The sequence below is a fragment of the Pseudomonas sp. CFII68 genome (assembly GCF_000416195.1).
Classification (GTDB): domain Bacteria; phylum Pseudomonadota; class Gammaproteobacteria; order Pseudomonadales; family Pseudomonadaceae; genus Aquipseudomonas; species Aquipseudomonas kilonensis.
This window is the reverse complement of record NZ_ATLN01000123.1, coordinates 168,935-192,494: the sequence shown is the minus strand read 5'-3', so window position 1 is coordinate 192,494 and position 23,560 is coordinate 168,935. Positions and strand designations below refer to the sequence as shown.

General features: G+C 56.6%; 17 protein-coding genes. 10 read left to right on the top strand and 7 right to left on the bottom strand.

Translation table 11 applies throughout. The features are described 5' to 3' along the window. Positions 1-11 precede the first annotated feature (11 nt). The 5 genes from CFII68_RS03185 to CFII68_RS03205 are packed head-to-tail and all read right to left on the bottom strand — an operon-like array spanning position 12 to position 4,655. The gene (locus CFII68_RS03185; RefSeq protein WP_018613018.1) at positions 12-983 is read right to left on the bottom strand and encodes an ABC transporter ATP-binding protein; all 972 of its coding nucleotides are present in this window, start codon (positions 981-983) and stop codon (positions 12-14) included. Then, the gene (locus CFII68_RS03190; protein WP_018613016.1) at positions 980-1,966 is read right to left on the bottom strand and encodes an ABC transporter ATP-binding protein; all 987 of its coding nucleotides are present in this window, start codon (positions 1,964-1,966) and stop codon (positions 980-982) included. Before CFII68_RS03190 ends, CFII68_RS03185 begins: the two co-directional genes overlap by 4 nt. Continuing rightward, positions 1,963-2,820, bottom strand: coding sequence for an ABC transporter permease (locus CFII68_RS03195; protein WP_018613014.1), 858 nt, complete (start codon positions 2,818-2,820; stop codon positions 1,963-1,965). Before CFII68_RS03195 ends, CFII68_RS03190 begins: the two co-directional genes overlap by 4 nt. Next, entirely contained in the window at positions 2,817-3,764 is a 948-nt protein-coding gene (locus CFII68_RS03200; protein ID WP_018613012.1) for an ABC transporter permease, read from the bottom strand. Before CFII68_RS03200 ends, CFII68_RS03195 begins: the two co-directional genes overlap by 4 nt. A 3-nt stretch (positions 3,765-3,767) precedes the next feature. After that, complete coding sequence (locus CFII68_RS03205) at positions 3,768-4,655, bottom strand: proline iminopeptidase-family hydrolase (RefSeq protein ID WP_018613010.1); 888 nt, start codon at positions 4,653-4,655, stop codon at positions 3,768-3,770. 163 nt (positions 4,656-4,818) lie between these two features. Between CFII68_RS03205 and CFII68_RS03210 the strand changes: the two genes are divergently transcribed. The 9 genes from CFII68_RS03210 (at position 4,819) to CFII68_RS03235 (ending at position 20,411) form a co-directional block, all read left to right on the top strand. Continuing rightward, entirely contained in the window at positions 4,819-5,580 is a 762-nt protein-coding gene (locus CFII68_RS03210) for a LuxR family transcriptional regulator (protein ID WP_018613008.1), read from the top strand. 90 nt (positions 5,581-5,670) lie between these two features. Continuing rightward, on the top strand, positions 5,671-6,570 hold the full coding sequence (locus CFII68_RS03215; RefSeq protein ID WP_018613006.1) for a proline iminopeptidase-family hydrolase: 900 nt from the start codon (positions 5,671-5,673) through the stop codon (positions 6,568-6,570). 177 nt (positions 6,571-6,747) lie between these two features. Then, positions 6,748-8,454, top strand: coding sequence for a ShlB/FhaC/HecB family hemolysin secretion/activation protein (locus CFII68_RS03220; protein ID WP_033062898.1), 1,707 nt, complete (start codon positions 6,748-6,750; stop codon positions 8,452-8,454). A 24-nt stretch (positions 8,455-8,478) separates the two neighbouring features. Beyond that, positions 8,479-16,215, top strand: coding sequence for a DUF637 domain-containing protein (locus tag CFII68_RS0126230; protein WP_018613002.1), 7,737 nt, complete (start codon positions 8,479-8,481; stop codon positions 16,213-16,215). Further along, positions 16,212-16,574 carry a hypothetical protein gene (locus CFII68_RS03225; protein WP_018613000.1) on the top strand — a complete coding sequence of 121 codons (363 nt, stop codon included), beginning with the start codon at positions 16,212-16,214 and terminating at the stop codon, positions 16,572-16,574. Before CFII68_RS0126230 ends, CFII68_RS03225 begins: the two co-directional genes overlap by 4 nt. 362 nt (positions 16,575-16,936) lie before the next feature. Next, positions 16,937-17,395, top strand: coding sequence for an SMI1/KNR4 family protein (locus CFII68_RS27235; RefSeq protein WP_018612998.1), 459 nt, complete (start codon positions 16,937-16,939; stop codon positions 17,393-17,395). A gap of 366 nt (positions 17,396-17,761) precedes the next feature. Further along, positions 17,762-18,154 carry a hypothetical protein gene (locus tag CFII68_RS27230; RefSeq protein ID WP_084483747.1) on the top strand — a complete coding sequence of 131 codons (393 nt, stop codon included), beginning with the start codon at positions 17,762-17,764 and terminating at the stop codon, positions 18,152-18,154. A gap of 586 nt (positions 18,155-18,740) precedes the next feature. After that, the gene (locus CFII68_RS03230; protein ID WP_018612993.1) at positions 18,741-19,775 is read left to right on the top strand and encodes a hypothetical protein; all 1,035 of its coding nucleotides are present in this window, start codon (positions 18,741-18,743) and stop codon (positions 19,773-19,775) included. Between the two features lie 333 nt (positions 19,776-20,108). Further along, a complete protein-coding gene (locus tag CFII68_RS03235) occupies positions 20,109-20,411 on the top strand; it encodes an immunity protein YezG family protein (RefSeq protein WP_018612991.1) in 303 nt (100 codons plus the stop codon). 129 nt (positions 20,412-20,540) lie between these two features. On the opposite strand, the gene CFII68_RS03240 is transcribed toward CFII68_RS03235, so the two are convergent. Both CFII68_RS03240 and CFII68_RS03245 read right to left on the bottom strand, forming a co-directional pair. Beyond that, positions 20,541-21,902, bottom strand: a complete 1,362-nt coding sequence (locus tag CFII68_RS03240) for a Fic family protein (RefSeq protein ID WP_018612989.1) — start codon at positions 21,900-21,902, stop codon at positions 20,541-20,543. A gap of 183 nt (positions 21,903-22,085) precedes the next feature. After that, entirely contained in the window at positions 22,086-22,358 is a 273-nt protein-coding gene (locus CFII68_RS03245; protein WP_018612987.1) for a hypothetical protein, read from the bottom strand. Positions 22,359-22,655: 297 nt separating this feature from the next. Here CFII68_RS03245 and CFII68_RS03250 point away from each other — a divergent pair, with 297 nt between their 5' ends. Beyond that, positions 22,656-23,519, top strand: a complete 864-nt coding sequence (locus CFII68_RS03250; RefSeq protein ID WP_003197615.1) for an NYN domain-containing protein — start codon at positions 22,656-22,658, stop codon at positions 23,517-23,519. The last annotated feature ends 41 nt before the right edge of the window (positions 23,520-23,560 follow it).

Below are 23,560 nucleotides of genomic sequence, written 5' to 3'. Positions count from 1 at the left end.
ATGAATGTTTTTTAGAGCAATGGCTCTCCGAGCACACAGCTATAACGATGTCCATTGATGTCATGGATGGGGGGCGGCGTTTTCGCGCAGATGGGTTGTGCATACCGGCAGCGCGGGTGAAAAGCGCAGCCGGATGGAAGGTTCAGGGGGCTGGGTGGCTCGCCAGGCAGGGGGGCGCTCAGCAACGGTCGAGTCGGGTCGATGTGTGGAATGGATTGGATCAGCGCGACGGTATAAGGATGCCGCGGGCTGCTGAACACGGCCTCCGTGGGGCCTTGCTCGACGATCTCGCCGAGGTACATCACGGCGACCCGATCGCATAGCCGCCGAACGATCGCCAGGTCGTGGGCAATGAACAGAATCGCCAGGTTCATGCGCTGTCGCAGCTCCAGCAGCAGGTTGATGATCTGTCCCTGGATGGAAACGTCCAGCGCGGCCACGCATTCATCGGCGATGATCAACCGTGGCTCGATGGCCAGTGCCCGAGCGATCCCCACACGTTGGCATTGACCGCCACTCAACGAACCCGGCTTGCGGTTGGCCAGCTCTGGCCGCAGGCCGACCAGGGTCAGCAATTCATCGACCCGCTGGCGAATCAGTGATGCAGGGATCGCACAGCGCACTCGCAGCACTTCAGCCAGGGTGTCGCCGATGCTCATTCGCGGATTGAGGGCGGTATAGGGATCCTGGAAAATCATCGCGGTTTCGTGGCGCAGTCGCTCGATGTCGATCCGCTTGCCTTGAGCCATATCCACGCCATCGAACAGGATTTGTCCGGCGCTGACCTCCGTGAGGCGCAAGAGGGCCCGACCCAGGGTGCTCTTGCCACTGCCCGACTCACCCACCAACCCAAGCACCTCCCCGGTGGCCAGACTCAGCGACACACCATTGACGGCTTTCACCCATTGCCTGTTGATCCCGAACGGACCCCTGCCAGGGGCGGCGAAGCGCACCTGCAGATCTTTCACGTGCAACAGGGTCATGACGAGGCTCCCACCGGCAGCGGGTAATGGCAGGCCACTCGGTGTGCCTCTGTCGTGACTTGCATCTGTGGCAACAGCCGCGTGCACTGGCTGCCCTGCTGAAGGCAGCGTGGGTTGAAGCGGCAACCGGTGGGCAGCGCATCCAGCAGAGGAGGCTGGCCGGCGATGGTCTTGAGCAGGGCATGGCCGGCACTGGTCGCCGGTTGGCAGTCGATCAGGGCCGCCGTATAGGGATGTCGTGGGTGAGCCAGCAGATCAAGCTTGTTGCCGTGCTCGCAGAGCCGACCGGCGTACATCACCGCGATGGAATCACAGGTCTGGGCGACGACCCCCAGGTCGTGGGTGATCATGATGATCGACAGCCCACGCTGGTCGCGCAAATCCAGGAGCAGGCGCAGGATCTGTGCCTGTACGGTGACATCCAGGGCGGTGGTCGGCTCATCGGCGATCAGCACCTGGGGGTTGCAACCCAAGGCCACGGCGATCATCGCGCGTTGACGCATGCCACCGGAAAACTCATGGGGATAACTGTCGACGCGCGTTAGCGGATCGGGAATGCCCACCTGGCGTAACACATCAATGGCCTTCGCCCGTGCTTCACGTTTGGACGCCCCCTGATGCAGGCGTATGCCCTCGCCGATCTGTTCGCCGATACGCATCAACGGGTCAAGATGACTGCCGGGATTCTGAAAAATCATCCCCAGCCGCCGACCCCGTATGCCCCGCATGTCGGCTTCGTCCAGCGACAGCAGGTCCTCACCGGCAAGGCGCACGGCCTTGCCCTGGACCCGCAGGTTTGCAGAGGGCAGCAAGCGCATCAAGGCCCGGCAGGCCATCGTCTTGCCTGAGCCGCTTTCACCCACCAGACCGAGGATTTCACCTTCGGCCAGGTCAAATGACACGCGATCCACCAGCGTGACTTCGCCCTCACCGTGGCCAGCGATCACGCTGAGGTCCTCGACGTGCAACACCGGTGTGCTCATGGGCGTTCTCCGAGGTGCTCGGCGACACCGTCGGCCAGCAGACTGAAGCCCATGGCCAGGGTGACGATCGCCAGTCCCGGGAAGGTGCAGATCCACCAGGCGTTGGTGATAAAACTCTGGCCCTCGGCGACCATCGTGCCCCACTCGGCGGTGGGTGGCTGAACCCCCAGGCCGAGGTAGCTGACCGCCGCCCCATTGAGCAGTACCAGCACCGCGTCGGACATGGAAAACACGATCGAACCGAACATGGCATTGGGCAACAGGTGCCGAAACAGAATGCGTCCATGACCGAAGCCCAGGCTTTTCGCCGCCAGGGCGAAATCGCTTTGCTTGAGCACCAGGATCTGCGAACGGATCAGCCGTGCATAGGACACCCAACCCACCAGGGCCATCGCGATATAAAAGCTGCCCAGGCCGGGGCCGAGGATGGCCATGATTGCCAACATCAGCACCAGGAAGGGGAAGGCCAGAATAATATCGATCAGGCGCATGCAGATCGTGTCGAACCGGCCACCGATATAGCCGGCCAAGGCGCCGACGCAAGTGCCGATCAAGAACGGGAAAACCACCCCGATCACGGAAATCTGCAAGTCGATGCGTGCGCCCCAGATCACTCGGGAAAGAACGTCGCGACCGAAATTATCCGTGCCGAACGGATGGGCCAGGCTCGGCCCCAGCAGGCGGATATCGGTGTTCTGGGCAATCGGATCGAAGGGTGCGACCCAGGGTGCGAAGAGTGCGAGCAACAGCCAGCCAAACAGAATCGCCAGGCCCAGCACGGTGGCCAGGCGACGGTTGCGCAAGCCCAAACGCAGCGCAAGACGCCAGGCGGGATTGAGGGTCTGGCCGCTCATCGCATGTTCACCCGCGGATCAATCATCACGGTCAGCACATCGGCGAGGAAATTGACCGTGACGGTGGCGAGGGCCAGCACCATGGCCACGCCTTGGACCACCATGTAGTCGCGGGTAAAGATGCCGCGTACCAACAATTGGCCGATGCCGGGAATGGCAAACAGACTTTCGATGACCACTGTGCCGCTGATCAACCAGCCGATATTTACCGCCAGCAGGTTGATCGCCGGTACCAGGGAGTTGGGCAGCACATGCCGACGAAATATCGCCCGCTCGGACAAGCCCCGGGCCCGTGCGGCGGTGGCATGATCGGCTTGTAGCTCCATGAGCATGCTGGCGCGCAGATTGCGCACCAGCACGGCGGAAAGTGCCAAGGCAATGGTCAGGCACGGCAAAACCATGTGATGCAGTTTGTCCCACCCTGTACGTCCATAGCCTGAGACCGGGAACAGCCCCAACTGCACACTGAGCAGCAGGATCAACATGATGCCTAGCCAAAACGCCGGCATGCCGAGCCCTGCCGTGGTGAACAGGCGAATCAGATGATCCTGCCAACCGCCCTTGTTGCGCGCCGCCACCGTTGCCAGTGGCACGGCGATCAGCAGCGCCAGCAGTACGCTGCCGAGCACCAGGAACAGGGTTGGTTCAATGCGGGTACTGATCAGCTTCAAGGCATCGACTTTGTAGAGCAGCGATTGGCCGAGATCGCCTTTGAGCAGGTTCTTGAGAAAGTAGAAGTACTGCATCCACAACGGCTGGTCGAGACCGTACTGGGCACGAATCCTGATCAGCGCCTCCGGCGTGCTGCGCGAGCCCAGCAGCGCCCGGGCGGGGTCCCCGGGGATTGAGCGCACGAGCACAAAGGTGATCATGCTGATGCCAAACAGCACCGGCAATAGCTGTAGCGGGCGCGACAGTATGAAACGGTAGCGCGCCAGGTTCATGGGCTAGTTCCGATGGCGGTGCAGAAAATCCAGCAGGACTGGGAAGTAGGCGTGGGGCTCTTCGTAGAACGGCATGTGGCTGCTGTTGGGGAACACATTCAGTTGTACATCCTTGAGCGCCATTTTCATGCGCATAGCACAGGCGGGCGTCAGTTCATCATGTTGACCGGTGGTGATCAGCACAGGCATTTCGAAGCCGGCCATCTGCTCGATGCGATTCCAGTCCTTGAGATTGCCGGTATAGAGAAATTCGTTGGGGCCCTGCATGGTCATGTAGGGCCCCATGTTCCAGTCGCCCAGGGAACGTGTCACCGGCGCTGGCCACTCGTCCAGACGGCAGACATGGCGATAGTTGAGCAGGGTGATGGCCGCCTGGTATTGCGGATGATCCAGGGTGCCCAAGGCTTCATGGCGCTGCATCATCGCGACGGTCTCACTGCCCAGGGCAGCCCGCAGACGCTCGAGCTCCAGGGACAGGTGAGGGATATCGCCGACGGTATTTTCCAGGATCAGGGTTTTCAGCGCTTGGGGGTGATGAATGGCGTACTCGATCGCCAGCCAGCCACCCCAGGAGTGCCCCAGCAGGTGCACTTTGCCCAGGTCGAGGGCTTGGCGGACGGTCTCTACCTCCGCCACATAACGGGTGATGTCCCACAGGGATTCATCAGTCGGCCTGGCCGAGGCACCGGTACCCAACTGATCGAAAGCGATGACCCGCAAGCCCTTTTCCTTGAGCCAGCCATGGCTGTCACGCAGATAATCGCAAGGCAATCCCGGGCCGCCATTGAGGCACAACAGCACTTCGTCGCCGTCGCCAAAGCCATAGGCCACCAGACGATGACCATCGACTTCCACGTCGTACCGCTGGTCTGGCTCGATCTCACGCCACATCGTTGCTCTCCTGCTCAGGTGCGCCCGTTGGCTAAACCTTACCGAGGAAGCTATGCGCCCATAAGCTAGCAATTCTTATAGGTTTGATCTGGCACTCCCTCGCTCAGGCGTGGCATTCTACTTGCACGATTTCAGGATTGAAATTAATAAGGGAGCTGAATGGATGCAGGCCAAGCTGTCTGACTTCAATACCCGTCTTTTGTCTGGCAGGAGCCTGGACGAACAGATGGACAACACCTTGCGGATGGTCCAGGCGTTAGGCTTTGAAGCCTTGGTGTACGACTACAGTCCGGTGCCGCTGGATCATGATGGGGCACTGATCACCCCGACTGTGCTGAAGGTGCGCAATACCCCCCGTGATTGGCACTCGCTCTGGTGTGAAGAAGGTTATTACCAGATCGACCCTGTCCAGCATCTGGCAATCAATACCATATCTCCTTTTGTCTGGTCCTATCGACCGGAGGCCGACACGGTGCTGCAGCCGTTCATCGGCCAGAGTCATGCGCCGGTCGTGAGCTACCTGCAGGACTCGCGCATGACCTGTGGCGTGACGGTGCCGATGCATTTGCCCAAAGGTGGCTTTGCGACATTGACCGGGCTGCGCGCCGATACGAAGGGGAGCACCCTGCAGGATGTCCGGCAAACCCTGGGCGACTTCAGCCTGATTTCCCATGCCCTGCAAGAGGCGGCTTTTCCGCTGCTCGGCAAGGAAGCCCGCGCATGCCCGGTTCGCCTGACCAAACGCGAGCGTGAGTGCTTGAGATTGGCCGCTGACGGGTTGACGGCGGCGGACATCGCCAGGCAACTGAATCGCTCCTTGGCCACCATCACCCTCCACCTGACGTCTGCAATGCACAAGCTCGGCGCCAGGAATCGGGTCCAGGCCGTGGTCAGGGCGGTGCATTATCGGTTGCTCGATAGCTGAAATCGGGCAAAAACCTATCTGTTCCTCTAGTTATTCCGCCGGCCAGTCCCCGGTATCGTGTGCCGCAGGATTCCTAGGGAGCGGCACGAAATGGATTTTCCCGTAACGCACGAAGGCTTTGCGCCTTTTGGTCCGTATCAGACCTGGTATCGCATCACTGGCGATTTCAGCAGTGGCCGTACGCCGCTGCTGATCCTGCATGGCGGCCCGGGCTGTACACACGATTATGTCGATGCTTTCAAGGATGTTGCCAACAGTGGCTATCCGGTGATTCATTACGACCAACTGGGCAATGGGCGTTCCACTCATCTTCCGGAAAAAGACCCCTCGTTCTGGAACGTGGCGCTCTTTCTCGATGAGTTGGAGAACCTGCTGGATCATCTGGGCATTGGCGACAACTATGCACTGTTGGGGCAATCCTGGGGCGGCATGTTGGCCAGCGAACATGCGGTGCTCCAGCCGGCGGGCTTGCGCGCGTTGATTATCGCCAACTCCCCGGCGGACATGTCCACCTGGCTCCTTGAAGTCAATCGCTTGCGCCAGCTTCTACCCATTGAGGTGCAGCAAACACTGCTCAAGCACGAGCGGGCTGGAACCTTGACGTCTACCGAGTATTTGGAGGCCGCTCGGGTTTTCTACGACCGTCATGTCTGCCGTGTCACGCCCTGGCCCGATGACGTCGCCCGTACCTTTGCCCAGATCGATGCCGATCCTACGGTTTATCACGCCATGAATGGCCCCACCGAATTCCATGTGATCGGCAGCATGAAGGACTGGTCCATCACCGATCGCTTGCCTCGGATCAAGGTGCCGACCCTGCTGGTTTCAGGCCGATACGATGAAGCGACGCCGTTGGTGGTCAAACCCTATGTGGATCATGTTCCCGACATTCGCTGGGCGTTGTTCGAACACTCCAGCCATATGCCCCATGTCGAGGAGCGGATGGCTTGCATGGGAACGGTGGTGAGTTTCCTGGATGAGTGTTTGTAGGCATCTGCGCAATCCGAGCCGTCGTTTTGTGTTGTGTTTTTCGACGCGTCCTGTGAGACGCGTCTCTTTTTTGAGTGGAAATTTCCCGCTCTCTTGAACCGAAAGCGATATGCAGGGTCTGGTGTGCGCAGCATTGCTGTGCATGCCTGCTGTCATTTCTGTATCGAGGGATCGAACATGTCCGTATTTGCCTTAGGGACTAGGCTAGTCGTTGCGTCGCTGTGTTTTCTGGCGATGAACATTGCTGTCGCCGCGCCAACCCCCGGCGATACGGACCTGATCCGTGAGCGTCAGGATCGCCTGCTCCAAGAGCAGCGCCGACGCCTTGAAGAGCTCAAGGACCTGCCCGGCAAGGAAGCGAAGCCGGCCCAGCCCACGGCACCTGTCGATACCCGTTGTTTCCCGATCAAGACCATCGAGCTCAAGGGCGCCGATGCCTTGTCCGAGGGCGAGCGCCAGCGCCTGCTCAAGCCCTTCCTCAACCAATGCTTGGGCGTGCCGCAGCTTAACCAGTTGCTCAAGGTCATCACCGATTACTACTTGGAAAAGGGCCTGGTCACCAGTCGCGCCTACTTGCCGCAACAGGACCTGTCCAGCGGTCACCTGCAAGTGCTGGTCGTCGAGGGTCGCCTGGAAGGCCTGAAAGGTGCCGAAGGCAGCGGCCTCTCCGAGCGGGAACTGGCAATGAGCTTTCCTGGCAAGCCGGGTGAGCTGCTCAACCTGCGTGAGATCGAGCAGATGGTCGATCAACTGAACCGTTTGCCGTCCAACAGTGCCCGAATGGAACTGACGCCGGGACAGAACATCGGCGGCAGTGAAGTGTTGGTCAATAACACCCCGCAAAAACCTTGGCGCGCCGGCCTGTCACGGCATAACGACGGCCAAAAAAGCACCGGCGAGCAGCAATGGGGCGCCTCCCTGGACTGGGACAGTCCCCTGGGCCTGGCTGACCAACTGGCCTTGCGCGGCGGCCACGATGCCGTCAGCGATCACCAGAAAACCTCGCGCAACGCCATGCTCTATTACAACCTGCCGTTTGGCTGGTGGAACCTGAGTTACACCTACAGCCAAAGTGAGTACCGCACGCTGGGCCAGGCCAACGGCTTCAATTTCAAGCAGAGCGGCGATAGCCAGAACCATCAAGTGCTCCTGGAGCGGGTGGTCCATCGCGACGCGGTGAGCAAGACCTCACTCAACACCGGCCTGGCCTATCTGCGTACCAACAACTTCGTCTCAGACAGCAAGATCGCCGGGAGTAGCAATCGCATCAGCGAGGCGCAGTTCGGCATCAACCATGGACGGCGGGTTGGCAATGCCTTCGTCAACCTCGACCTGGGCATGCAAGAGGGCATCGGCGCCCTCGATGCCCAGGGCGATGACGACCCTGGCCCCGGGCTGCCGGATGCGCGCTATCGCAAATACACCGCCACCCTCAGCTACCTGCAACCCTTTGAACTGGGTGGCGAATCCTTCAGCTTCAGCAGCCTGATGACCGGCCAGCGCAGCGAGGATGCGTTGTTCAGCTCGCAGCGCATGAGCCTGGGCGGCCTGTCGTCGATTCGTGGCTACAAGGACCAGACATTGTCCGGCGACAGCGGCGGCTACTGGCGCAACGACTTGCGCTGGAGTCGTCCGGTGACACTGGAGTGGATGCGCCCGGTGTTCGCTGAATACGGCACCAGCCTCGGTTATGACCAGGGCGTGATTCGTGGCAATCGCTACAACGGTAGCGAGCACGGGCGCATGTCGAGCAACTCGTTGGAGTTGTTCGCCCGCGGTGAGCACCTGAGCGCCAGCGTGACCTTCGCCCACTCCCTGGAACGTCCGGATGCCCTGACCGAGCGCGAAGCGCCGATCTACTTCCGCGTGGATGTATCTATCTAATTTCTGCTGCAACGAGACCTGATCATGGACGACCGCCAATACGCCTTCCTGGCCCGCCAGCCTTCCACTGCCCTGCAAACCCGCGACGCCTTCTGGGGCATGCCCAAGCGTGGCCTGGCGTTCCTATTGGCAAACGTCATGTTCTGGCAGCCGATGTGGGCCCAGGCGGACGGCATCGTGGTCAGCGCGCCAGGCACCAGCCTCGGCAAGGCCGGCAACGGCGTGCCGGTGGTCAACATCGCCAAGCCCAACGGCAGCGGCCTGTCCCACAACCGGTTCAAGGACTACAACGTCGGCAGTAACGGCGTGATCCTCAACAACGCCACCAAACCCGCCCAGTCCACCCAACTGGGCGGGATCATCCTTGGCAACCCGAACCTCAAGGGCACCGCCGCGAAAGTCATCCTCAACGAAGTCAACGGCGGCAACCCCAGCCAGTTGCGCGGCTACACCGAAGTGGCGGGGCAGTCGGCCCACGTCATCGTCGCCAACCCCTACGGCATCACCTGCAATGGCTGCGGGTTTATCAATACCCCGAAGGCGACCCTGACCACGGGCAAGCCGATCATCGAAAACGGCCAGGTGGGCCGCTATCAGGTGGACCAGGGCAGCGTTGCGATTGAAGGCGCGGGCCTGAACGCGAACAACGTCGACCGCTTCGAAATCATCACTCGCAGCGCCAAGATCAATGCCGAGATCCAGGCCAAGAACCTGACCATCGTGGCTGGGCGCAATGACGTCAACGCCAATACCCTGAACGCCACTGCCCGTGCCGATGACGGCAGTGCGAAACCAGAACTGGCTATCGACTCGTCGGCGTTGGGTGGTATGTACGCCGGCGCGATCAAGCTGGTGGGCACCGAGGCCGGGGTTGGTGTGAAGCTGGACGGCAAGATGGTTGCCAGTGGGGGGGATATTCAGCTGGATGCCAATGGTCATTTGAGCATGGCGCAGACGGCTGCTGCCGGCGCCATCGTCATCGACGCCAAAAGCCTGGAAACCCGTGGCCAGGTGTACGCCGGTAGCCGCCTGGACGTGAAGACCCAGGGCGACCTGACCAGCCAGAGCAACCTGGTAGCCCGCGACAACGTTCATCTGGACAGCGGTGGCACACTGAGCAACAACGGCATTATCGAAGCCGGGGTCAACGCCGATAACAGCCGCAATACCACGGGTGATGTCACCCTCACCGCCAAGCAGTTGAACAACGCCGGCAAAACCGTCATCGCCAGTCGCGACCTGAATATCACGACTACCGCAGCGCTGAACAACCAGGGCGGCACGCTCAGTGGGCAGGGCAAGACCACCGTCACCGGCAACGTTGTGGATAACCGCAATAAAGGCCGGATCCTGGGTAACACCGAACTGCACCTGAGCGCCGATCAAGTCCTCAACAGCCAGGGCGGCCTGATCAATAGCCAGGGCCTGCTGACGGCCAACCTGGGCCATCTGGAAAACAATGCAGGTGAACTGTCGAGCCTGAACAGCGCGACCCTGGTCCTCGACAGCCTGGACAACCTGACCGGCCTGGTCATGGCCGGCAAGAACCTCGACATCACTAACACCGGCGCGATCAATAACCGGGGTGGCGAGCTATCCAGCCAAGGCGTCATGACCGTGCGCACCGCCAGCCTGGACAACAGCAACAAAGGCACCGTCGCCGCCAATGGCAAGCTGCTGGTCAGCGCCACCGGCGCGGTCAACAACGCCGAAAAAGGCCTGCTCGCCAGCCGTGCTGCCGAGGTCGAGCTCGATGCTGCCAGTCTGAATAACGCCAAGGGCACGCTGCAAGGCGAGGGCCTGGTCACCGTGGATGTATCCGGCGACATCGATAACCAGGGCGGCAGCATCATCGCCAAGGACGCCAAGCTGAGTGTCTTCGCCACCAACCTGGACAACCGTGGCGGCGTGCTGTCCAGCGTCAAGGCCGCGCTGGAGGCGCGCACCACCGGCGTGCTGAAAAATGGCTATGACGTGAACCGCCAGGGCGGCACGATCCAGGCTCAAGGACTCAACATCCGAGCCTTGGCTGGGCTGTTCAACGACGGCGGACGCATCGCTGCGCAAGCCGGCGATGTCGTGGTCACCAACGCGACGGCGGATATCAACAATCGCAACGGCGGGATATACGCCACGGGCAAGGTCTGGATCACTGGCCGGGACATGGACAACAGCGGCGGCGGGCAGGTCAGCGCCAGTGGTATCGACTTTGACCTTTCGGGTGCGCTGAACAACAACGCCGGCATCATCGAAAGCCAGGACAGCCTGGACATTCTGGCCGCCAGCTTGAGCAACCAGAAAGGCCAACTGCGCACCCTGGGCCAGAACAGCACCACGGTGTTCAAGATCGGTGGCCTGTTCGATAACAACGACGGCACCCTGGAAACCGCCAGTAATGATGTGGGCTTCAACACCGGCAGCGTCCAGAACGTGGGTGGCAAGCTGCTGCACACCGGCCTGGGCCTGTTTGGCATCAGCCAGGCCAACCTGGGCCAGGCGGGTGGGCAACTGGTGACCTACGGTGACCTGACTGTGACCGCTGACCGCTGGACCAACAGCACCGCGATCCAGGCCGGCCATCTGGTGGTTCATGTCGATCAGCTGACCCAGACGGCCACCGGCCAGTTGCTCAGCGCCAATAGCATGGAAGGCCGCGGCAGCAACTGGCGCGTCGACGGCCTGATCGGCAGCGATGGGGCGATCGACCTGCAACTGACCGGCGCCTATACAGGCAACGGTCGCTTGAGCAGTCTCGGTACCTTGGGCCTCAAGGCCGCGCTGATCAGTCTGGAGCAAAATGGCAGTATCGCTGGCGGTGGCAACACAACCGTCGTGGTCGATGGCGTCCTCAACAGCTACGGTCGGCTGACCTCGGCGGCGGACCTGAGCGTCACGGCCGCCACGATCAACAACTACGGCACGTTGGGCAGTGCCGGCGCGCTCGGCGTATCGACCGGCGACCTGCTCAACGAGCACGGTTTGATCTTCAGCGGCGGCAATACCAGCCTGCGCGTCAATAGCCTGACCAACCGCTATGCCGATATCTACAGCCTGGGTGATCTGAGCATCGATCGCGACGGCCTCGGCACGCGTGCCGGCCGCATCCTCAACAGCTCCGGCACGCTGCAAAGCGGCGGCAGCATGCGCCTGGCGGCCAGCACGATCGACAACGTCCGCGAGGTCTTGACCACTAACGATGCAGGCATTTACACCGCCTCGATCAGGGAAGTGGCCTGCATCGAAGGGGTCAACGCCGGTGATTGCAGCGGTGGCAAGGAAAACCACGTCTGGCAGATCGTCCAGCGCGACAAGTTCGAAGTCACCGCGGCCAGCGCTGCCTCCAGCATCACCACCGGCGGCAACCTGAATATCCAGGGCGACACGCTGACCAACCGGAGCAGCAGCATCGGCGTCGGCGGTGCATTGACCGCCAACCTCGTCAGCTTGAACAACATCGGCATCGAGCCCGGCGAGATTGAAACCTCGCGCACCTTCAGGTCCCAACGCACGCGCCGTCCGGGTAGCTGGCGCACCGCCGCCAATAACTTCACCAACAAATACTGGTTGCAGAGCCCAGGCTACGACGCCAATGACCTGAGCGGTCTTGAAGCGGCGATGAGCCGATTTATCGGCAGAACGGACCATGAGTTGCCGCAGTTCCGTACTCAGACAACCACCACCGACAGCCAAACCTATGCCGCGATTATCCAGGCCGGTGGTGGCGTCGACATTCCAACCCAGGGCGACCTCAACAGCGGCGTCGTGCGTGGCGGCTACAACTACGTTGGCGCCGGCCCGCGCACCGACACCCAGGCCGACAACGCCTTCTCGACCCGCATCAGCGTCAATCGGCAGCTACCCCCGAGCCTGACCCAGCAACAAGTCGATCCGCTGTCCTTGCCGGGGTTTGACTTGCCCACCGGGCAAAACGGCCTGTTCCGCATGAGCGGCGACGGCTCCACCACGCCGACCCAGAGCACGGGCCTGACGCAAGTGCGTGGCCTGCCGGACCGTTCGTTCCAGGCCAACCCGCAAAAATACCTGATCGAGACCAACCCGGCGCTGACCGACATGCGCCGGTTCATGAGCTCCGATTACCTGCTGACAAACCTGGGCTACGACCCGGACACCGCCGCCAAGCGCCTGGGCGACGGCTTCTACGAACAACGCTTGATCCAACAGGCGGTGATCGCCCGCACCGGCCAACGCTTCCTCGACGGCCAGAACTCCGACGACGGCATGTTCAAGTACCTGATGAACAACGCCATCGCCAGCAAGGACAGTCTCAACCTGTCCCTGGGCGTCAGCTTGACCGCCGAACAGGTTGCGGCCCTGACCCATGACATCGTCTGGATGGAAAACCGGACGGTGAATAATCAACAGGTGCTGGTGCCGGTGCTTTATCTGGCCCAGGCCAACCATCGTCTGGCGCCGAATGGTGCGCTGATTCAGGGCTCAGACGTCAGCCTGATTGCGGGTAAGAACCTGAACAATGCGGGCACCTTGCGTGCGTCCAGCAACCTGAGGGCGACGGCGGGCGACAGCTTGGTCAACAGTGGGTTGATGGAAGCGGGTGGTCGGCTGGATGCGTTGGCGAGTAATAACCTGACTAACAGGGCGGGTGGGGTTATTGCTGGGCGGGATGTCAGTGTTGTTGCTCTGACTGGCGACGTGACTAACGAGCGTACCGTTACCACCCACGAAAGCGACAGCGGCTACCGCAGCGAACGCACCGACTTCATCGACAGCGCCGCACGTATCGAAGCCGGCAACAACCTGATCATCAGTGCAGGGCGTGACATCAACAGCGTCGGCGGCGTGCTGAAAAGTGGCGCCGACACCACCCTAAACGCCACGCGCGATGTCAATCTCATCGCCGCCGAACGCATCACCAGCGGCACTCGCGGCAGGCATCGCGACCAAGACATCAAGCAATACGGCTCCAGCCTCGACAGCGGCCGCGACCTGACCGTCAACGCTGGTCGCAACCTCACCGTTGTCGGCACTCAGATCGATGCCAAGCGCGACGTTGCCATGGCCGCCCAAGGAAACTTGACCTTCGCCTCGGCGGCGGATGAGCAGCATTCCTACGGCAAGAGCAAGAAGGTCACCCGCCAAGAGGACCACGTCAGTCAGGTGGCCTCGACGGTTAATGCGGGGCGCAACGTTGTAATGAGCGCGGGGCAGGATTTGGCGATGATCGCCAGCAAGGTCAACGCTGCAAACCAGGCCTACTTCGTGGCGGGTGGCAAGCTTGAGCTGCTGGCTGCGCAGAACCGCGACTATTCGCTGTATGACATGAAGAAGAAAGGTGGTTGGGGGAGTAAGAAGACTCAGCGGGATGAAGTGACCGATGTGAAAAACATCGGCAGTGAAATCACTACCGGGGGCGACCTGCGATTGGTCAGCGGCGGCGACCAGCTGTATCAGGTGGCGAAACTGCAGAGCGGCAAGGACATCACGCTGGACAGTAGCGGTTCCATTACCTTCGAAGGCGTGAAGGATCTACATCAGGAGAGCCACGAGAAGACTGACAACAACGCGTTCTGGGTCTCGTCCAAGGGTAAGGGCAAGACCGACGAAACCTTGCGTCAAAGCCAGTTTATTGCAGAGGGCAGTGTTGCGATCAAAGCCGTCAACGGTTTGAAGATCGATATCAACCAGGTCAATCAGCAAACCGTCAGCCAATCCATCGATGCGATGGTCAAGGCTGATCCGCAATTGGCATGGCTCAAGGACGCGGAAAAACGCGGTGATGTGGACTGGCGTCAAGTCAAAGAGATCCACGACAGCTTCAAGTACAGCAACTCCGGCTTGGGGCCGGCTTCGCAGATCATCATTGCGATTGTGATGGCAGCGGTCGTTGGACCGTTAGCGGCAGGCGCAATGGGAACCGCGACTGGAGGGATGGTTGCCGCCGGTACAATTACGGCGGAGACGGCTGCTGGTATTTCAGCCGCGGCAGGCGCCGTTGCAGCGGGAGCTGCAACTAACGCGACCGTCAGCGTTGTCAATAATCGCGGCAATCTTGGCGCCGTGTTCAAGGACGTGACTTCTTCAGATGCCATGAAGGGGTATGCCATCGCTGGCGTTACAGCAGGGCTGACGGCTGCATATTTTGATGGGTGGACTGGCACTGAAACGAATACGGCAATCGACAACGTAAGCACGACGAGCTCACTGAGCACTTGGAGCGGCGTCGGTCAATTTGCCGCCAATCAAGCGTTGCAGAACGGAACCTCCATGTTGCTGAGCAAGGCGCTCGGGCAGGGTGGCAGTGCCAGCGATGCGTTGAAAAGCGCGCTGTTCAACACCTTGGCGGCAGCAAGCTTCAACGCGGTGGGCGACTACACGAAGGGTGTGTTCGCCACCGGTACGCCACAGAAAATTGTGATTCAAGCAATGGTGGGCGGGCTTCTCGCCGAAGCTACTGGCGGTGATTTCAAAATCGGCGCCTTGGCAGCGGGGGCTAACGAGGCGCTAGTTGGGCATCTCTACGATCTGGTTAAAGGTGATCAAAACCTGCTGAGCATGAGCTCCCAGATGGTTGGGTTGCTTGCGGCGGCTTCGCAGGCGGATGGAGATGCCAGCAAGCTAGAGAAAGGTGCCTGGGTGGCGAGGAACGCTACGCAGTACAACCATTCATTGCATGAAATGCAAACCGTTGCATTGGATGAGCAACGTCGACGCAACCCCGATAACAAGGCCCGCCTCAATGCAGCTGCATGTGCATTGACCCACTGCAGTAAGTCCGTTCCGTCAAGTGATAAACGCTACGATGACCTCGTGAAACTGGAAACGCTAGGGCAAGGGTTTACTGAGGAACTCGCGTTACTTAAAAGCACAGGACAGTTTGATTATGGCGTTGGAGATCGGATAGACGACACCCTCAGTGCTCATGATGAGTTAATTAACGACCTAGGGTGGACGGGGAGTGCGGCCATGGAGGCGGGAGCGGGCACGCTCTCATATATTGGTATGGTCGGCTCCGCCCCTGCCTGCGTAAGCGTTGTAGGTTGCGCGGCACCATTCGCCTTGGGATCGATGGGAACTATCGCGTTTGCAAGCGCAGCTGAATCTTTCGACCAGACCAATGCCCCTTATATCTCAGCAGAGGGTGAGCGAGTTCTCGCTTCATTTGATCCTGCTCAGTATCCCGGAGAAGCGAGCCCGACCGGGGATCTCGGCTATAAGGCTGCTCAGTCGCTGGCAGAACTGCTAGCCGCGCACGTTGGGGGTAAGGCACTATCCGGAGAACTCTCCTCTGCTTTGAAAGGTGGCGCTACTCCTAATCTGGGTGGTACAGCAGATGAGCTTCTAAGCGGGGCAAAAGCGACTGCAGGTTCTGTAAAAGCTCAAGCGGCGCCTAGTTTTCCAAATCAATTCCCTGATCACCCAACAGGTGTTCCAACTCTTATCTCAGATACAAAATTGGCCCAAGGTGCAGGAAAATATAACTATGTTGTTCTTGAGGATGGCCAGTTAGTAATCGGACGAAAATTTAACGATGTGGGTGGTGGCCATATTGACCTTGCAAATGGCAAACCCGTTATTGCGGCGGGAGAGGTGAAGGTTTTGAGCGGGAAAGTTAAATATATTGATAATACCTCTGGGCACTATGAGCCCTCTGGCCACGCTGCTCAGGCCGCAGCAGAAAATGCATTTTCTCAAAAAGGGTTTGATGTGGCAGGTAAATACATAGAAAAAGTCTGGGTTCCAAGCCCGAACAATCCGAGAACAGGTGCGTGGGTGCCGAAATGAGTGACGTAATTAAGCAATTTGACATGCTTTGCGATGTGGCTATGGCTGCTTTTGGTGAAGAGTTAGAGATTTCCTATGAAATGTCTTTGTTGAATATTTTAGAGTTTGTGAAAAGTAATCCAGAATATAAGGATGATTTTGTAGGTGGATTTAAACTGATATTAATGTCTAATAACTCACCATTCGAGGCTGTGGCATTTTGCATGCGAGAGCTTCAATGGCCCGAAATTAAAGAATTTGTGATTTCAAAGATGAATCCTTCACAAGATCCTCGTAGTGAGGCTCTGCGAAGTGTATTGACTGCATATGACGAGTTTTGGCCCGATGCGGACATTTATCAGTACTACAGCATGAGTTAGTTTGTGCAAAAGGACCTGCGAGCGGCTTGCCGTCTGGTGAAGCAAGAGTAAAAAGGGGACAGATTTGAATGGCTCTTACTTAACGGCTAACTAGCTGATACACCTGCAAAAAATGAAAAAAAGGCTGGCCTTGGTCTACGGTGATAGTTGCGAACACACACCGATCAAGCAAGGACACAGCCCGAGTGAATCGTAGGCGCCAAATCGTCCGACATCAACAGCACCGTATGCGCCAGCAAAAAGGGGACAGGTTTATTTTTTGAAACGCAGAGGGCAGATTTGTTGGTTTTGCTCGGTTTGTAAATAGATCTGTCCCCTTTCCTTTTTGGAAGTTGCGGGCTCGGAGCGGGGAGTAATTAGACGTGGATTACTCGAGAATAATTAATCTTATTAAAGAGTCGGATTTCGTTGAGTTTGCTGATTATGGTGACGGGATTGCTGATGAGTGGATTTATAAAGCTGAAACTCGTCTTGGGTTGAAGTTGCCTGATAGCTATAAATGGTGGCTGAAGTGTTATTCTGGCGGGGAAATATCTGGGGAGGAGATTTATAGTATCTACGAAATGGATTTTGATAGTGTAAGGGGTGGTGATATCGTTTATATGTCAATCGTTAACGGTCGAAATGGGTTGTGTGGGAAAGAGAGGCTATTTATCTGTGAACCGCCGGGTGCAGGGGAATCATTTTATTTTGCCACGGACGATGGTCTTAATGATGGGGAGTATCCTGTTTATAGGCTTGATCTTTCTAATCAAGCTTCTAGTTTGTATGCGAAAAACTTTATCGATTTCTTAGAAAAAAGAATAATTTCTTTCAGTTGAATAATGATTATGCGTTTAAAAATGGTTGAGAAAGGCTAGGTCCAAAAGCGACAGGCCAGAATATACCTGACGTAATTAGCCCTACTTATCGAGAAAAAGGGGGCGGATTTATTTTTTTGCTAAGTACTTAAATAAATCTGTCCCCTTTCCTTCTGAACACTAATGAAGGGTTTTCAACTCATCTTGGGCTTAGCGGTGGTGAGGAAGTTAAGTATGCTGGATCTATTCGCTTCGGGAATAATGAAGGGCCAGAACGTGGCACTATAAAGAAGTGGGATGACAGCTCGGGGCATTACAAGCCTCCTGCTTCTTTGAAAGATAATTCTGGCTTGCCAAAAAACTTGTTTAACCCTAAATAGGCTTGGTATGAACGCGCGACAGATGGCACTTTGTAAACAGCTTGTAAAAATGAGCTCCGATCAAGCTGCCGACTGGTTGATTGATACATACCCAGTAGATTCTGATGAATGGGGCGAGGCAATATTGCTTCTGCCGCATCGGTCTTGGAAAAAAGCTGAACAGCAGCGCTTGGCAAGTTATTTTTTTAAAAAGCTGCCTTTTTCAGGTTATCGGGGATACGAGGCCTTCGCATCTATTATGTCCGTAGCTTCGATGGTCGGCTGTGTTAAGAATGCCTTGCCGGAAGATACGGCTAGGCGCGAATTATTACTCTATTATTTAGTTCCAGTGTTAAATCGTTCTGCAAAAAATGATTCAGATAGACGAATTATTCACGACTTTGTTATAGGGGTTTCATAGAGGAGGAAAAAAGAGGGCAAGTTTATTTTGTGAGGCGCTGAGGAGGCAGGCTCATTGCTTCTCTCGGTTTATAAATAGATCTGCCCTTTTTTTAATGGAGGGATCGAAAGGGGACAGATTTATTTTATGAGGTGAGCAGGCCAGTTGGTTTGTACGTTGATAAATAAATCTGTCCATTTTTTCAATTGCTACTTTAATTGTGCTGCGTTCCAATGAGAGGAAACAGATTTATTAGTGTGGTGGTGCTGGCTTTTTCATTGTTGGCTATCGTGTGGGGGGTGAGTACTTTTCTTGCGATGATAGTTGCAGTGTTAATTTCACTGTTGTTTCAGACTGATTCAAGTTGGGTTTTTATTTGGCTCGGGTTCCCTCTGTCATGGATATTTGCATTGTACTGGGTTGTTACTCGTTGGGACTACGTTAAGTCTTTTATCTCCGGGCGGGGGGAGTGAGAGAAAAAGGAAAAAGGGGACGGATTTATTTTATAAGGTGCTGAGGGGCGAGTTTATTGAATTCTCTCGGTTTTAAAAAAACTGTCCACTTTTCTCCAGATCTATAATTTTTTAGGATGTACTTGGAGTTACTCATGAAGAAAGCATCACTACTAATGTTGAGCCTGATCCTGACGTTGCCAGGCTGTAAATCCAACGTCAGAGACTCTTCCCCCACCGTGCTCAACGACGGCATCCAACTGCACCAAAACAAAGTGACCGTAGACGCCCAGCACGCCAAGGTGATCATGAAAGCGACGGGCAATGTCGTCCCTGTGGAATTTGCAATCAGGCGAGCGACGGACCCAGACCGGCGTATGGATGTGCAGGGGACAGTGGTGGATTCCGGTCGCGGCAAAGTGTTCGGCTGGATTGCCAAGCTCAACGAAACGGCCCACAGCGCGACCTTGAAGCATTTTCCTCAGTTGGAAGTGCAAGCTGATCCCGATCAGCCATTCGAGGTATCGGGTTACGCCACTGGCGAAAGTATCAACCGCGGTTATCGTTGCGGTCCGATCAGCACCATTTTCACGCCGGAGAAAGGCAAGGTTTATCTGGTGGAACTCCAGTTTGTGGGTGGGGGCTGTGAACTGAACGCCTATGACATCACGCAGCCTCAGGAGCGTATTCCTGTCGTAGGTAGCGCGCAAAACGGTGGCTTCGCCAACGCAGTCCCGGGCTGCAAGTCGGCAACGGACTCGGTGAATAATCAGCCGGTCACAACACAGTTTTGCATCAAGTCCATCATGCTCCAGCCTTCGCAGTATCGCGTTAGCGTCAACGACCAGACTGTTTTCAGCGGTACCGATTACGAGCGCGTTGCTTTCGTAAAAACCGTTAAGGAAGGGGCCGTAACCGGTGGTTGCAATGAAATGATCGAGGCGCAGGCGGGCACTACTCAAAAGCCTGTCGCCTTTAAAGACCTGCCAGCTGATTTAGTAGCGGGCTGCCACATTACTGCGGACGCTGAGGGCAGAGCCCAACCGTTTAGTAAAGATGAAGCCTGTGACAAGGTGTTCTACAAGGCCATGATGCCGGTTTTTGGCAAGGTAGTACCCGTCGAGGTGGCACGGCAATGTGTCGTCAGAATAGGGGAGCAGACAGTATTTGAGGATCGTTTCAGTTTCTGACTTAAGATTTGAGATGCGTTTATATGAGGATGTGCTCCTCCATAATATTTCGTTTATCTTCATTGCTAATTCTGTATCTATATACCTAAGGAGTAGTAATTCATATAGGAAAAAGGGGGCGGATTTATTTGCTTGCTCAGCTATTAAATAAATTCGTCCCCTTTTTCACCTTGAGTGATCCGTCGAAAACTATAGGGCCAACAATTATAAAATTTAAGCGTGAAAATCCAGATTCGAAAAGGCCGGGTACTATGGAGTTGACCTATACTGTCGATGGTAAAAGTCGAACGGTATCCTTTGAAAATGAAGCTGGCAAAATTCCAGAGATGAGTAATGGTTACTAAAGATTTAGAAATTGTGAAGGAGATATTTTCTTTGATTGAATCTGGAATAGTTTTTGGTTATGACTATTTCTGTTATGAGGTTGAGGTGGGTGAAGGGTACATGGAGTCGGTGCTGACTGTTGAGAAAAATGGCATTGAAATAACCGATGCTGATACAGATTTTAATAGTGCCAAGCTGTATAGGCTAATAAAGGAGTTGAGGGCAGAGGGCAAGGCGCGAGGTGAGGAATGGCTTTCTTTCGCAATATCCTATCGCCGTGAGGGTGAGGTGAAAACAAAATTTAATTACTGACGCTTAAATACACGATACCAGCAAAAAGGGATCGAAAGGGGACAGATTTATTTTATGAGGTGAGCAGGTCTGTTGGTTTGTACGTTGATAAATAAATGGGTGTCCCCATTTTTGCGCAGTGATCATCCATCAGTGGCCATGGAGCGACTTCCAGGACATGAACTCCGATGGTCGTAACCCGTAGCGCGCGAGCACCCCTTCGTGCAGGCGACGGAGTTCTTCGATGATCAGTGCTTGCACCTCCGGCTGCTCTCTTTCCGAAACATATTCCGCTACCGAGCGTTGAATACATGACAATGGGTCAAGTTCTGGGTGAGTGATGATTTCCCGAATGGTCTTCTTGATGACGTCTCGCCATGCCAGGCGTAAAGGGTCCGGCTCCGCAAGGTCTTGCTTGATTGCCAGATATTCCTGTGTTGAGCGTTCGTAGGCCCAGATATACAGGTCGCGAAGCAGCTCTACACGGGTCATTTCGTACACACCCAATGTGGCTCGGCTGTACGCCTGCTCCGGTACATCCAGAAAGGTCAGCGGACAAAGGTTGGCCCGGAACAAAGGGAGATTCGCTGCCAGTCGGGAGGTGCGTTTATTGATGTCGGCAAAAGGCTGCAAATAGGGCAGGTGCACCATCATGAAGAAAGACTGCTCGAACGGATCAGCGATCTGATTGGCTTTGCCAAGCAGGACGTCCATTGCATCTTCAATTTGCTGTGGCGTTGAGAGCGGGCGATAGGTACTTTTCCCGATGTCGACGGCGTGCTGGCGAATTCGGCCCTCGTCTGCTGGGTTGGGCAGCAGGTTTTCGGCCAAGGCGCTATGCAGGTTCATCAATGTGTAGCGGTTGAACTCGGCACTCTCGATGTTCTCGACCAAAAGCTCGATAGCTGTCTTATGGTTCAAGATCATCTGCGTTTCTATAGCGGCCTTGCCCTGTGCTGCCTTACCTTGCTCAATGAGTTGTCGTGTGTCGAGCCGTGAGTAGGTGTTCCCTTCCAGATGGCTTGATGCCCACGACAGATCAATCAACAAGCGATTCAGGACCGCCCGGCTATAAGTGCCTGCTGGCTCCGTCGCATCTGCGGTTTTGCCCATCCTGTGCAATTGGCGCCGCAACGACTCAGGTAAGTACCCTGTCTCGTTAGGACGATAGGCGTCCAGAAAGTCACGCTGGTAGCCCACCGGCTTGCGCGCTTCTGTGGGCTGGTTGATATAGGCGAGTATGTCCCGGCTGTCTGCAGATAATGGAATGAAGGCAGGGAAGGCATCGGTGTCAGTATTCAGGGCGTGGGTTTCGGCCTGGTGTTCTATTGCGAAATAACGTCGTGCCCTGCCTTCTCCCTGTGCAGTGATTTGGCTGCTTTCGACCAGGTTTGCAAGGATGCGCTGCGCCGTTCGCCGGGCGATTTCCGGGTGCTTGGTCAAAAGCTCTGAGAGGCTCGCCCCGCTCCTGGATGCCAGGATACTGTTCAGTATGTCGGTGGTCGAAGGCATGGTTATGTTGGCGCTGTTAGAGAAGATTTGGCGCGATTATGGCGCAGTTCTCAGAATCGCGCCATTTTGGATTGAAAATGTGGCGCAGTTCTTGACGAACTGCGCCACAGCTCATCGGAGTAGATAGATGTAGTTGCTCCCGACGGTGGGGGCTACGTTATGGCCATAGTCGCCCGTCTTCACTTACTCCGCCGCCTGCGCCCGCAATCGCCTGCCAATCACATCCATCACATCACACCCGTCGCGCAGCGCGATCGTCAGCATTTTGCAAAAGTCGGAAAGCACCAGCGTGTCGGAACTGATCTCCGAGCGGAACGCGATGTTTTCCAGCAGTTGAGTCACGGTGCGGATGCGGTAGTCAGCGGTTTCGAAGAGGACATCAAGCGGGGCTTCGGTGTCGATCAGCAGGGTAGCGGGGGTGCAGTCGACGCCGGTGATGGGCATGTATCGGTTCATCGGTAGGACCTCATTCAGTTGAAAGGAGCTACCTCGTTGCCGGGTCGCCAAACCCGAGTCGCCATTGGAACGACGAGGGACTATAGCCCCCTCTGTCCGAGCGCTACAAGACGTCACTTTCCGAGCTTCATGTAGGATTTTTGGCACATCAGTGGTTGTATTTTTCTGCGTCACTTTCGACCTTGACATAGGCCGCATAGGCGAATAGATTTTCGCCCAGCAGCTCAGTACAGCGCGCAGGCAATTGTTAGAACCTGCCCAGCAGTCCTGGGCTTTTTTTTGCCCAAGGAAAAGCCAGTGAAGCGAACCGCCGTTCTCATTGATGGAGGATTTTTCTTCCAGAGGGTTATGTTTTTCGGCCGCAAATATTTCAGCAAGGAACTGCTGTTATCCGCCGACCAGATATCCCAAATCATAAAAAAGCTCGTGAAGCTTCACATCGAAGACGAACGCTCAGCGAGTCGCGAGCTTTATCGAATCTACTACTACGACTGCCCGCCCCCCTCCAATCAGGTTCGATTACCCATAATCCCTGACGGTCATAAATCTGCAGGGCATATGGATTTCAAGGCTCATCCTCCCTATAGATTGCGAAGAGACCTTCACGATCAGCTTCGATCGAGCCGAAAAACGGCGCTTCGACTGGGCGAACTGGCCAAAAGCGGTGACTGGCAACTCAATTCTCATTCCCTTAAGGCCCTGTTGCGTGGTGAGAAGGTCTGGGCAGAGCTCACGAATGACGATTTCCATTACAAAGTCGAACAGAAGACTGTCGATACCAAGTTAGGCATGGACATCACGACTCTCGCCCTTGAAAAGCTCACTGATGTCATCGTTTTGGTCGCTGGTGATTCAGATTTTGTGCCGGCTGCGAAACTGGCGAGGATGAAGGGAATCGATTTCGTACTTGATCCGATGTGGGCCAATACGACTGGGAGCTTAAGCGAGCACGTAGATGGCCTTCGCTCTTTCGATATCGTCCGTCTCATTAGAGATGTCACCGGCCAATCGGTTACCACTCGGCCCGACTGGTGGGATGCTCGGACGAAGAGTGCGGCGCAGCTATATGAGAATGTTGAGATTGCCGTTGCTGGTGATCTGGAGCCTGATCCTGGATTGATATCTCAGGGCGCTGTGCACCCACAAACAACAGGCAGATGAACCCCGTTTCGCAGCACACCCTGCGCCCGCTCAATTCGGAC